This is a genomic window from Flavobacterium branchiarum (assembly GCF_030409845.1).
GTDB classification, from domain to species: domain Bacteria; phylum Bacteroidota; class Bacteroidia; order Flavobacteriales; family Flavobacteriaceae; genus Flavobacterium; species Flavobacterium branchiarum.
In genome coordinates this window covers 2030031-2043515 of record NZ_JAUFQQ010000005.1, presented here as the reverse complement: position 1 = coordinate 2043515, position 13485 = coordinate 2030031, and the positions used below count along the sequence as shown (strand labels likewise).

General features: G+C 34.9%; 12 protein-coding genes. 11 read left to right on the top strand and 1 reads right to left on the bottom strand.

The features are described from left to right. Positions 1-17: 17 nt before the first annotated feature. The 11 genes from QWY99_RS20840 to QWY99_RS20790 all read left to right on the top strand — a co-directional run bounded on the left by QWY99_RS20840 (position 18) and on the right by QWY99_RS20790 (position 12552). Positions 18-1193 (top strand): lycopene cyclase family protein, encoded by a 1176-nt coding sequence (locus QWY99_RS20840; RefSeq protein ID WP_290267704.1) that lies wholly within the window; start codon positions 18-20, stop codon positions 1191-1193. Between the two features lie 16 nt (positions 1194-1209). Then, positions 1210-2007, top strand: coding sequence for a tetratricopeptide repeat protein (locus QWY99_RS20835; protein WP_290267702.1), 798 nt, complete (start codon positions 1210-1212; stop codon positions 2005-2007). A gap of 99 nt (positions 2008-2106) precedes the next feature. Further along, entirely contained in the window at positions 2107-2517 is a 411-nt protein-coding gene (locus QWY99_RS20830) for a BrxA/BrxB family bacilliredoxin (RefSeq protein WP_290267699.1), read from the top strand. Positions 2518-3671: 1154 nt separating this feature from the next. Further along, complete coding sequence (trhO, locus tag QWY99_RS20825; RefSeq protein ID WP_290267696.1) at positions 3672-5030, top strand: oxygen-dependent tRNA uridine(34) hydroxylase TrhO; 1359 nt, start codon at positions 3672-3674, stop codon at positions 5028-5030. 6 nt (positions 5031-5036) lie between these two features. Next, entirely contained in the window at positions 5037-6278 is a 1242-nt protein-coding gene (locus QWY99_RS20820) for a peptidase U32 family protein (protein ID WP_290267694.1), read from the top strand. Next, complete coding sequence (locus tag QWY99_RS20815) at positions 6278-6508, top strand: ferredoxin (RefSeq protein WP_290267692.1); 231 nt, start codon at positions 6278-6280, stop codon at positions 6506-6508. The genes QWY99_RS20820 and QWY99_RS20815 overlap by 1 nt, the downstream gene beginning before the upstream one ends. A 295-nt stretch (positions 6509-6803) precedes the next feature. Beyond that, positions 6804-8159 (top strand): PSP1 domain-containing protein, encoded by a 1356-nt coding sequence (locus QWY99_RS20810; protein ID WP_290267690.1) that lies wholly within the window; start codon positions 6804-6806, stop codon positions 8157-8159. Then, positions 8143-8622, top strand: coding sequence for a gliding motility lipoprotein GldH (locus tag QWY99_RS20805; RefSeq protein ID WP_290267688.1), 480 nt, complete (start codon positions 8143-8145; stop codon positions 8620-8622). The genes QWY99_RS20810 and QWY99_RS20805 overlap by 17 nt, the downstream gene beginning before the upstream one ends. Before the next feature lie 11 nt (positions 8623-8633). Beyond that, the gene (locus tag QWY99_RS20800) at positions 8634-10937 is read left to right on the top strand and encodes a penicillin-binding protein 1A (protein WP_290267686.1); all 2304 of its coding nucleotides are present in this window, start codon (positions 8634-8636) and stop codon (positions 10935-10937) included. A gap of 172 nt (positions 10938-11109) precedes the next feature. Beyond that, complete coding sequence (locus tag QWY99_RS20795) at positions 11110-11811, top strand: CoA transferase subunit A (protein WP_290267684.1); 702 nt, start codon at positions 11110-11112, stop codon at positions 11809-11811. Between the two features lie 84 nt (positions 11812-11895). Continuing rightward, positions 11896-12552 (top strand): CoA transferase subunit B, encoded by a 657-nt coding sequence (locus QWY99_RS20790; RefSeq protein ID WP_290267682.1) that lies wholly within the window; start codon positions 11896-11898, stop codon positions 12550-12552. 91 nt (positions 12553-12643) lie between these two features. On the opposite strand, the gene QWY99_RS20785 is transcribed toward QWY99_RS20790, so the two are convergent. Continuing rightward, positions 12644-13387 (bottom strand): hypothetical protein, encoded by a 744-nt coding sequence (locus tag QWY99_RS20785; RefSeq protein ID WP_290267680.1) that lies wholly within the window; start codon positions 13385-13387, stop codon positions 12644-12646. Positions 13388-13485: the final 98 nt, after the last annotated feature.

The window sequence follows — 13485 nt, the reverse complement described above, 5'->3', positions numbered from 1 at the left end:
AATAGTATCTCCGAAACATGAAACACTACGATTACATTTTTACAGGAACTGGTTTATCTGCTATGATGACAGTTTACAAGATGATTGTATCTGAGAACTTTATTGGAAAATCTGTTTTGTTAATTGATGAAGATACCAAGAAAACCAATGACAGAACTTGGTGTTTTTGGCAAGAAGGTCCATCAATATGGGAAAGTGTTATTTCAAAAAAATGGGATACTGCTTTATTTGCCAATGAAAACTTCAAGAGAGACTTAGATCTAAACCCCTATAAGTACAACCAAATTCGAAGTTTAGACTTTTACAATTTTGTTTTAAAACTCATTAAGAAACAACAAAACATTACTTTTCTCAATGATAAAGTAACCGACATTAACGAACTCGACACTCATGTTTTTGTAGCGACTTCAACCAATACTTTCACTTGTAACCAACTCTTAAACAGCATTTACAACAAAGGATTAGTAGAGAACCAACAGCGTTATCCTGTTTTACAACAGCATTTTATTGGATGGTTTATTAAAAGTAAAGAGAATGTTCTTAACCCAGAGCAGGTTACTTTCATGGATTTTTCGGTTGCCCAAAAAGGCAATACCCGATTCATGTACGCTTTACCAATATCCAAAAAAGAAGCTTTAATAGAATACACCTTGTTTTCGCATACGCTCTTAGAAAAACAAGAATACGAATCGGAGATTAAAAACTATATTCAGAAATTAGGGATTCAAGATTATGAAATAGTAGAAAAAGAACAAGGTAGCATTCCGATGACCTGCTTTCCCTTTTGGAAAAGGAATACAAAACGCGTACTTAATATTGGTACCGCTGGTGGTTGGACAAAAGCAAGTACAGGATACACTTTTAAAAAATCAGATAAAAAATCAACCCAATTAGTAACGTTTCTACAAACTCAAAACAACAAACCTTCGACACCAATTAAAATGTCCTCGTTCTATAAAAAAAACAAGTTCTGGTTTTATGATTTACTCTTACTAGATATACTCGACAGAAATAACGAGCTAGGAAGTAGCATTTTCTCAGATATGTTTCAAAAAGGAAACCCTGCATTGATTTTTAAGTTCTTAGACGAAGAAACAACCTTTATTGAAGATGTTAAAGTTATTTTAAAATGTCCTAAAACACCATTTATAAAAGCGTTATTTAGAGTGATTTTTCTTCCAAAGAAAACATAACTCTAAACAGTAACCATTGAAAAAAATCATTTTAGGTTTCAGCTTTTTAATTTCCTTTTTCACATTTGCTCAAGTCCCAAAAAACAAGACGCAAGATGCTATTATCAAACAAGCTCTAGATAGTTGTGCTTATAAATACAATTATACTTTTCAAATGCAAGAGTGGCAAAATTGCATTGATGAAGGTTTAAAAAAAGACAGTACAATAGCTTATTTATGGCAACAAAAAGCAATGCCTTATTTTAAATGCAAAAAGTACGAGGTTGGAATGTCATTTTTAGACAAAGCTGTTTTATACAACAAACAAGAATGGCTTCCCTATAGAGGTTTTATAAAATGTATTTTCTCAAAATCATATAAAGATGCCATTACTGATTTAGAAGAATGCATTAAACTTTATGGGAATGGCTATATAATGGATCATACCTACAGTTTTTATATCGGACTTTGCTACTTACAATTGAACGAATATGACAAGGCAGAAAAGGTTCTTGACGATTATGTAACTGACATTTACAAAAACAGGCAACAATTGGAACATCCTACAACATACTTCTATCAGGCGATTGCCAAATATGAACTAAAAAAATACGATGAGGCAATTTCAATTTTAGATAAAGCATTGAAAATATACCCTCAATTCTCGGATGCAAAATACTACAAAGCAATTTGTTGGTTTAAAATAGGTAAACCTAAGGATGAAATTTCAGCTTTAGGGACAGAAGCTAGAAGTGATGCAACAAAAGGTTTTAAGCTAAATGAGGATAATACTATTTACGAAACCTATCCTTATCAAATAAGGTTCACGAAATAACGATTAAACTATAACAAAACTTTATACCTGAATTAAAGTTCTTGTTTTTAAACTTTGTAACTTTGCAAATCGAAAAAGTTAAACTAAAAAAATAAAAATATGTATCCAGAAGAAATGGTAAAACCAATGCAAGCTGAATTAACAACTGCAGGTTTTCAAGATTTACATAGTGCATCAGAAGTTGATAACGCAATCAAATCAGAAGGAACAACACTAGTAGTTGTAAATTCAGTATGTGGATGTGCAGCAAGAAACGCACGCCCAGGAGCAAAAATGAGCTTAGAAGGTGCTAAAAAACCAGACCATTTAATCACTGTTTTTGCAGGAGTTGATAAAGAAGCTGTTGATGCAGCAAGACAACATATGTTCCCTTTTCCTCCATCTTCTCCAAGTATGGCATTATTCAAAAACGGAGAATTAGTTCATATGCTTGAGCGTCACCACATCGAAGGTCGCCCAGCTGAATTAATCGCAGAAAACTTAAAAGACGCTTTCAACGAGTTTTGCTAATATTTAAGGTTCTGAGCTTATAAGGTTCAGAGTTGCAAAGGCACAAAGATTTAAAAAGCACTAAAGTTAATTTAGTGCTTTTTTTGTTTTGAGTCACAGTCTCAGTCTCATTGTTAGCCTACAGTTTATAGTCGAAGTAATCAGCAGTGTCATCCTGAGCGTAGTCGAAGGACAGTCTCAGTTTCTCAGCACCTTAGGACCTAAGAACCTCTTCCCTAAATAGTCTTTACTCTCTCTTCTTTCTTCTCCAATCTTACGAAACCTTTGCCCCTCCGAAACTTTAAAACTCTGCTCCTTTGAACCTTTGTACATCTAGTTATTGGGTTCTCGCAAAGACGCTAAAACGCAAAGCTTTCTTTCTTCTATAATCTTCAATCTTTAAAAACCTTTGCAACTTTGAACCTCTGAACCTCTTTCTAAAATAGTCTTTACTCTCTCTTCTTTCTTCTCCAATCTTACGAAACCTTTGCCCCTCCGAAACTTTAAAACTCTGCTCCTTTGAACCTTTGTACATCTAGTTATTGGGTTCTCGCAAAGACGCTAAAACGCAAAGCTTTCTTTCTTCTATAATCTTCAATCTTTAAAAACCTTTGCAACTTTGAACCTCTGAACCTCTTTCTAAAATAGTCTTTGCTCTCTCTTCTTTCTTCTCCAATCTTACGAAACCTTTGCCCCTCCGAAACTTTAAAACTCTGCTCCTTTGAACCTCTAGTTATTGGGTTCTCGCAAAGACGCTAAAACGCAAAGCTTTTCTTTCTTCTCAAATCTTCAATCTTTAAAAACCTTTGCAACTTTGAACCTCTGAACCTCTTTCTAAAATAGTCTTTACTCTCTCTTCTTTCTTCTCCAATCTTACGAAACCTTTGCCCCTCCGAAACTTTAAAACTCTGCTCCTTTGAACCTTTGTACATCTAGTTATTGGGTTCTCGCAAAGACGCTAAAACGCAAAGCTTTTCTTTCTTCTCAAATCTTTCTTCTCAAATCTTACGAAACCTCTGAACCTTTACATCCAGTCTCAGTCTCTCAGAACCTTAGTAACTCAGTACCTCTAAAAAACCTTTGCAACTCTGAACCTTAGTGCCTCTTTGTTTCTTAAAACCTTTTTCCTACCTTTGCACCTCAAAAATATTCCTCAACTTAAAACTGTTTATAGCATGCAACTGTATAACACTTTGAGCGCAGAAGAAAGAGCCATCATGATTGATGATGCAGGTAAACAACGTCTTACGTTGTCTTTCTATGCGTATGCAAAAATTCAAGATCCCAAAAAATTTCGCGATGATTTATTTCTAGCCTGGAACGCACTCGATGCTTTAGGTCGAATTTACGTTGCCAACGAAGGAATAAATGCTCAAATGAGTATTCCGGAAGAAAATTTAGAAACTTTCAGAGAAACTTTAGAAGTCTATGACTTCATGAAAGACTTACGCTTGAATATTGCTGTTGAGCATGACGATCACTCCTTTTTAAAACTAACCATCAAAGTACGCGATAAGATTGTTGCTGACGGTCTTAATGACGAAACCTTTGATGTTACAGACATAGGCGTTCACCTGAAAGCCAAAGAATTCAATGATATACTTGAAGATCCAAATACAATTGTAGTTGATTTTAGAAATCACTATGAAAGTGAAGTTGGTCATTTTAAAGGAGCCATAACTCCCGATGTTGAAACTTTTAGAGAAAGTTTACCGATAATTAACGAGCAACTTCAAAATCATAAAGAAGATAAAAACCTAGTAATGTATTGTACAGGTGGAATTCGTTGTGAGAAAGCAAGTGCTTACTTCAAACATCAAGGATTTAAGAATGTATATCAGCTGGAAGGCGGTATCATCAATTACAAAAAACAACTTGAAGAAGAAGGTCTAGAAAGTAAATTCATTGGTAAAAACTTTGTATTTGATAATCGTCTAGGCGAAAGAATCACAGATGATATTATTTCACAATGCCACCAATGCGGAAAACCTTGTGATAATCATACCAATTGTGAGAATGACGGATGCCATTTGTTGTTTATTCAATGTGATGAATGTAAATCGGCAATGGAAAACTGTTGCTCTACAGAATGCCTTGAAGTAATACACATGCCATTGGTAGATCAGGTAAGAATGAGAACTGGAAAGCAAGTTGGAAACAAAGTGTTTAGAAAAGGAAAATCAGAAAATTTAAGATTCAAACATTCTGGTGAATTACCCGATACAGCTTTAGCAATTACTGAGAAAGCAGCAGATATTCGTCAAAAAATAAAAGTAAAAAAAGTATTACTTGGAAAAGCAGAGCATTATTATGTAAAAGCACAAGTTGGACTTTTTACTATTGAAAACCACGAACTTAATAGTGGTGATAAAATCTTAATTTCAGGACCAACAACAGGCAACCAAGAATTGGTTTTAGAAAAAATGATGGTTAACGACACTGCAAATACTACTGCCGTAAAAGGAGATAGAGTAACATTTGAAGTTCCCTTTAGAATTAGATTGTCGGATAAAATCTATAAAATTTTAGACTAATCCATCATGACAATAAACAATACAATTGAACTTATGGCTCCCGCAGGGAGCTTTGAGTCGCTTCAGGCTGCGCTTGATAATGGCGCCGATTCAATTTATTTTGGAGTAGAACAACTCAACATGCGAGCACGTTCAACGGTTAATTTTACCATGGATGATCTGCAAGAAATAGCTGCTCGTTGTGCTACCAAAAATGTTCGAAGCTACCTTACGCTAAACACAATAATTTATGACCACGATTTATCGGTTGTAAAAACATTATTGAACAAAGCCAAAGAAGCTAACATTACAGCCGTAATCGCATCTGACCAAGCCGTAATTGCAATGGCAAGAACGATTGGTATGGAAGTGCACATTTCGACACAGCTGAATGTGACCAATATCGAGACAATAAAATTTTACAGCTTATTTGCAGACACAATGGTTTTAAGCCGAGAATTGAGTCTTCGTCAGGTAAAAAGTATTACGGATCAAATTGAGAAAGAACAAATAAAAGGTCCAAACGGAAATTTAATTGAAATCGAAATCTTCGGACATGGTGCTTTATGCATGGCTGTTTCTGGAAAATGCTACTTGAGTTTACATTCAAACAACTCATCGGCGAACCGAGGCGCTTGCAAACAAAATTGCCGTAAAAAATATACTGTCATAGATCAAGAAACAGGTTTTGAAATTGAAGTCGATAACGAATACCTTATGTCACCTAAAGATTTATGTACAATTGATTTTCTAGATCAAGTAATTGATTCAGGAATTAAAGTTTTAAAAATTGAGGGACGCGGTCGTGCTCCAGAATATGTAGCAACAGTAATAAAAACATATCGCGAAGCTATTGATTCTTATTACGATGGTAGTTTTTCTAAAGAAAAAATCACTGTTTGGATGGAAGCTTTAAACACCGTTTATAATCGTGGATTTTGGTCAGGATATTACCTAGGACAAGAATTAGGTGAATGGAGTGACATCCCTGGATCAGCGGCAACTCAGAAAAAAGTTTATGTCGGCAAAGGAACCCATTACTTCCAAAAAGCCGAAGTAGGACAATTCAAAATAGAAGCTTACGACATTAAAATTGGAGATAGAATCCTTGTAACAGGACCAAGTACTGGAGCGCAAGAAATGGTAATCGACGAAATGTATGTAAACGACATCATAGCCGATAAGGCAACAAAAGGCGATGATTGCACCTTCAAAATGCCATTCAGAATCAGAATGTCTGATAAATTATATAAAATAGTTGAGGCGTAATGGTAATCATAACACTACAAAGAGACAAATGCATCGGTTGTAACTACTGCGTAGAAATGGACCCAGTACATTTTCAAATGTCAAAAAAAGACGGAAAATCTGTTCTGATTCATTCGATAAATGCAAAAGGATTTTATACTTTAAAATCTACAAATCATACCATTGTCGAAAGTTGTCAATTGGCAGCAAAAGCTTGTCCAGTAAAAATCATCACAGTTAAAGAAACATAGGATAAATTCTTAATTATTTTTATTTGAATATATTTTTTTTTTAAAAATTTAACTTATTACAATACAATTAAACGAGCCACATCTTATTGATGTGGCTCGTTTATTTTACTGCATTATTAACTACAAAACTTACATTATAAAACCAATCGTATAGCAAAAGACAAAATTTAGATTAAAATTTAATAATTTATTAGCGTTTTCAACCGTTGTTACTTAAAATTAAAAAATACTATCTTTACGCATTAATCTTTTTAAGAACTTAAGTTGCATTGGTTGCAACACTACATATAAAATTATGGCATGTACAAGTTGTTCAACTTCTGATGGTGGCGCACCTAAGGGTTGTAAAAATAATGGGACTTGCGGCACCGATAGCTGCAACAAATTAACCGTTTTTGATTGGCTTTCTAATATGAGTTTACCAAACGGAGAAGCTCCTTTTGATTGTGTTGAAGTACGTTTTAAAAACGGCAGAAAAGAATTCTTTAGAAACGTAGATAAATTAACTTTAAGTATTGGAGATATCGTTGCAACTGTAGCATCTCCAGGACATGATATAGGAATTGTAACTCTTACAGGCGAATTGGTAAAAATTCAAATGAAGAAAAAAGGAGTTAATCCTGCTAGTAACGAAGTTCCTAAAATTTACCGTAAAGCCTCTCAAAAAGATATCGATATCTGGTCGGCTGCACGTGAAAGAGAAGAACCAATGAAAGTTCGAGCACGTGAATTAGCTATTGCTCAAAAACTAGAAATGAAAATCTCCGATATTGAATTTCAAGGAGACGGATCGAAAGCAACTTTTTATTATACTGCAAATGACAGAGTCGATTTTAGACTTTTAATTAAAGATTTTGCTAAAGAATTCAGTACCAGAGTCGAAATGAAACAAGTTGGTTTCCGTCAGGAAGCAGCTCGTTTAGGAGGAATTGGTTCATGCGGAAGAGAATTATGCTGTTCAACTTGGTTAACAGATTTTAGAAGTGTAAATACCTCAGCAGCACGTTACCAACAACTGTCTTTAAATCCACAAAAATTAGCTGGACAATGCGGAAAATTAAAGTGTTGTTTAAATTATGAGCTAGACACTTACATGGATGCTCTTAAAGATTTCCCTGATTATGATACTAAATTAGTAACTGAAAAAGGAGATGCTGTTTGCCAAAAACAAGATATTTTTAAAGGATTAATGTGGTTTGCTTATACCAATAACTTTGCGAATTGGCATGTTTTAAAAATTGATCAGGTAAAAGAAATTGTTGCCGAAAATAAACTCAAAAAGAGAGTTTCTTCACTTGAAGATTTCGCAATAGAAGTTACTCAAGAGCCTGAAAAAGATTTCAATAATGCTATGGGCCAAGAAAGTTTAACTCGTTTTGACCAACCGAAAAGGAAGAAAAAACCAGCTAAAAAACGCAAAACTATTGGTGAAAATGCCGCGGCTGCTACCGCTGCCACTGTTATTACTCCTGCCAACAATCAAGCACCGAGAAGCATTAAACCAAATGGCAACAAACCAAACGGCAACAAACCAAACGGAAATAATAATAATAATAATAATAATAAGCCTAAGAACAATGCTGGAAATGACAAAAAACCAGCAGAACCAAGAAAACCAATAATTATTACAAAAAATGAGAATAAAAAATAGCGGGATTCTTCTTTTAGTGGCTATACTCCTTTTTTCTTGCGATAAAAAAAGAGTATTTGATGAATACAAATCTGTGGGTTCTGCTTGGCATAAAGACAGTATTGTAACATTTGATTTACCAGAATTAGATTCAACAAAACGATACAATCTATTTGTGAACTTGAGAGACAACAATAATTATCCTTACAATAATATTTTTTTAATTGTTGCTCTTGAAACCCAAAGCGGATTCACCAAAGTTGATACTCTTGAGTACCAAATGGCACATCCAGACGGAACTTTAATGGGCAACGGATTCACCGATATAAAAGAAAGCAAACTCTTTTATAAAGAAGATGTTAAGTTTAAAGGAAAATACAAAGTTCATATCAAACAAGCTGTTAGACAATCAGGAAAAGTACCTGGAGTACAACAACTTGAAGGGATTACTGATGTAGGTTTTAGAATTGAAAAAAAAGATTAGAATAGATTTATATGGCTGCAAAAAAAAACAATCCAACAAAAACTGATAAAGACATTAATTACTACAAAAAGACCTTTTGGAAAATTTTTGGTTACGGTTTATTAGGTGTTATTACCTTTTTCTTATTTGCTTCATGGGGAATTTTTGGTTCTATGCCTTCTTTTGAAGACTTAGAAAATCCAGATTCAAATTTAGCTACCGAAATCATCTCTTCGGATGGCGTTGTAATTGGTAAATATTTCCAAACAAACAGATCACAATTAAAATACTCTGACTTGCCTAAAAGCTTAGTAGAAGCACTTATAGCAACAGAAGATGAGCGTTTTTACGAACATTCAGGTATTGACGGACGTGGAACTTTAAGAGCTATTGCTAGTTTAGGAACAAGTGGAGGTGCAAGTACCCTTACGCAACAATTAGCAAAACAACTATTTCACGGAGAGGGATCTAAATTTTTACCTTTTAGAATTGTACAGAAAGTAAAAGAATGGATTATTGCTATTCGTTTAGAAAGACAATACACTAAAAACGAAATCATTGCAATGTATTGCAATGTATATGATTTTGGTAATTACTCGGTTGGTGTTAGCTCTGCTGCACAAACGTATTTCTCTAAAGAACCAAAAGACTTAACAATGGATGAATCGGCTATACTAGTCGGAATGTTCAAAAATTCAGGCTTATACAATCCGGTGAGAAACCCTCAAGGAGTTAAAAATCGTCGTAATGTAGTACTTGCTCAAATGGAAAAAGCAGGTATGATAACTGAGGATCAAAAAAACAAGCTACAAGCACTTCCTATCTCACTAAAGTTCAAACTAGAAAGCCACCGCGAAGGAACTGCAACTTACTTTAGAGAATACCTACGTGACTATATGAAAAAATGGGCTGCTGAGAATAAAAAACCAGACGGTTCGGACTACAACATTTATAAAGATGGTCTAAAAATATATACCACTATTGATTCAAGAATGCAATTACATGCTGAAGAAGCAGTTAGTGCGCACATGAAAAACCTACAAGAAGAATTTTTCTTACAATCAAAAACAAACAAAAATGCTCCTTTCGTTAATATTTCAGAAGCTGAAACACAACGAATTATAAACCAAGCAATGAAATCTTCGTACCGTTGGTCAGTAATGAAAGCTGCCGATAAAAGCGATGAAGAAATCATAAAATCATTTGGCGAAAAAACAAAAATGACTGTATTTACTTGGAAAGGTGAACGAGATACTATTATGACTCCTCTAGATTCTATCCGTTATTACAAACACTTTTTACAAGCTGGTTTAATGGCAATGGAGCCACAAACTGGTAGCATCAAGGCTTGGGTTGGTGGAATCAATTACAAATATTTCCAATACGATCACGTAGGTCAAGGAGCGAGACAAGTAGGTTCTACATTTAAGCCTTTTGTTTACGCTGCGGCAATTGAGCAATTAAATATGTCTCCTTGCGACTCTATTCTTGATGGTCCATTCATGATTCATAAAGGACGCCACAACGTTACCGCAGATTGGGAGCCAAGAAACTCTGACAACAGATACCGCGGGATGGTAACTTTGAAACAAGGTTTAGCAAACTCTATCAATACGGTTTCGGCAAAGTTAATCGACCGTGTTGGTCCAGAAGCAGTAGTTGAACTTGCACATAAATTAGGTGTAAAATCTCAAATTCCAGCACAACCTTCGATTGCATTAGGAGCGGTTGAAATAACGGTTGAAGACATGGTTGCTGCCTACAGTACTTTTGCTAATCAAGGAGTTTATGTAAAACCACAGTTCTTAAATAGAATTGAAAATAAAAGTGGCGAAGTAATCTACGAGCCAATCCCAGAGTCACATGATGTACTAAATAAAGATATTGCCTTTGCAGTAATTAAATTGCTACAAGGAGTTACCGAAAGCGGATCTGGTTCTCGTTTACGTACTGAAGGTGGTGGTAGCGGAGACAAACGTTGGACAGGATATCCATACATGTTCCGTAATCCTATTGCAGGAAAAACAGGAACAACACAAAATCAGTCAGATGGTTGGTTTATGGGTATGGTTCCAAACTTAGTAACGGGTGTTTGGGTAGGTTGTGAAGACCGTTCGGCACGTTTTAAAAGTATTACTTACGGACAAGGTGCAACAGCAGCCTTACCTGTTTGGGGATATTTCATGAAACTTTGTTATGCCGATCCTGCTTTACAAGTATCAAAATCTGAATTCGAAAGACCTGCAAATCTTTCTATAAAAGTGGATTGCTACTCGGCTCCTAAAGTCAAAGACACAACAGACATTGAACAAAACACAGACGAATTCGAACTGTAGTTTAAATTCATTTCTCTAAAATAAAAATATCCTTTTGTTGCTTCTGAAATTCAGAAATGACAAAAGGATATTTTTTTACAATTAGTTTGGCTTTATTTTTAAGAAATCACTATTTTTATAATCTAAAAACGGTGTTTTCATCAAAAACACGTGTCAATATAAGACAAATAATATGATTAGTAAAAAAGTCAACACAGTTCAGGAAGCAATTCAAGGAATCAAAAACGACATGACAATTATGTTTGGCGGATTTGGTTTATGTGGCATTCCAGAAAACACTATTGCCGAATTGGTAAAGAAAGAAACCTCAGGACTTACTTGCATCTCTAATAATGCAGGTGTTGATGATTTTGGTTTGGGATTATTACTGCAAAAAAAGCAAATCAAGAAAATGATTTCTTCTTACGTTGGTGAAAATGCCGAATTCGAACGTCAGATGCTTTCTGGAGAATTAGATGTAGAACTCATCCCACAAGGAACATTGGCAGAACGTTGTCGTTCGGCACAGGCTGGAATCCCTGCTTTTTTTACGCCTGCAGGCTACGGAACAGAAGTTGCCGAAGGAAAAGAAGTTCGCGAATTTAATGGAAAAATGCACATTATGGAAGAAGCCTTCAAAGCTGATTTTGCAATTGTAAAAGCATGGAAAGGCGATGAAGCTGGAAATCTTATTTTTAAAGGAACGGCTAGAAACTTTAATGCTTGTATGGCTGGTGGAGCAACAATCACCATTGCCGAAGTGGAAGAACTAGTACCTGCTGGAACATTGGATCCAAATCAAATTCATATTCCTGGAATTATGGTGCAACGCATCTTTCAAGGAGAGAAATTCGAAAAGAGAATCGAACAACGCACTGTTCGTCAGAAGAAATAGATAATTGAGATGATTTGATAATTACACGTGTTGCTATTAGCAGTATCGAATTATCAAATGGACTAATTAACACACTAAAAAGATATGTTGACAAAAGAAGATATTGCAAAACGAATTGCACAAGAGCTTAAAGACCGTTTTTTCGTGAATTTAGGCATCGGAATACCTACATTGGTGGCAAACTATATTCCCGAAGGAATTGATGTCGAATTTCAAAGCGAAAACGGTGTTTTAGGAATGGGACCTTTCCCTTTTGAAGGTGAAGAAGATGCTGATGTTATTAATGCAGGAAAACAAACCATAACGACATTACCTGGGGCTAGTTTTTTTGATTCGGCTTTTAGCTTTGGAATGATTCGCAGTCAAAAAGTAGATTTAACAATCCTTGGCGCTATGGAAGTTTCTGAAAATGGTGATATTGCCAACTGGAAGATTCCTGGCAAAATGGTAAAAGGAATGGGTGGCGCTATGGATTTAGTTGCTTCTGCCGAAAACATTATTGTTGCCATGATGCATGTAAACAAAGCGGGCGAGTCTAAAATATTAAAAAAATGTAGCTTACCGCTAACAGGAGTAGGTTGTGTGAAGAAAGTCGTTACCGAATTAGCTGTTTTAGAAATAACACCAAAAGGTTTTAAACTATTAGAACGCGCTCCCGGAGTTTCTGTTGAACACATCATCGCTTCAACCGAAGCTGACTTAATAATTGAAGGTGACATTCCTGAGATGATTATCAATTAGATTCCTCAAAAGAATTTCATATAAAACTCAGAGGTCAAAGAATAAAAAAAAGGCTAACATTCATGATGTTAACCTTTTTTTAAACAATTATTTATTCCGTTTGTTGAGGATAGAAATCGTTAAAAGCAATATCTTTTTCCCAATAAACTTTTTCTTTTGGGGTTAGCAATTGCTTTTCCCAACGGTTGTTTTTTAAAATAAACTTGGTTGAATCTAAATGCTGAACTGTTCCCATTTGTTCATCATCTTCTTTACCCATGTAATAAACTGTTTTACAATGAAAAGAAACAGGATTTTTTGAAGGAGTCATTCCTCCAAATTCTACCCAGCCACCCCAGCCGCCGTCACTCATAGAGTCCCATTCGTGTACAAGCTGAAATCGGGTATCTTTTAAATAAAACAAGAAATGCTGTTGATTATAACCACAGGCTTCATAACCAAAACTAATTTTGATAAAAGGAGAAACCTGAGTCTCATAATCTTGAGACAAACCAAAAGAAGCTCCCCAATTCGATCCTTCTGTAAAATTAACAATTGCAACTTTCTCTGAACCTATTTTTCTTTTACTACTATAAAAATCAAGATTATAGTGAACTGTTATTATGCTGTCTTTGTCTATTTTTTTATCTAAAAAAGAGGCTAAAATATGCATATTGCTATCCAATTCTGAAATCCCTGAAATTTCTATAGTATCTACTTTGGGCGTAATTCCTTTAGGTACTGACTTTACAGCTGTTGTTTTTTTATCAGCTTCTATCCATTTTGGACCTTGAGATGGTTCTTTTTTACAACTAATTAGAACCAACAGAAACATTGTAACATAAATTCTATTCATTACAATCACCTAAAATTTAAGCCAATAAGCTCGTAATTAAAAAAAGTAACATTAGTGCAATTGCAATGTATTTTGTGTATTTACTCATTCTCATACTG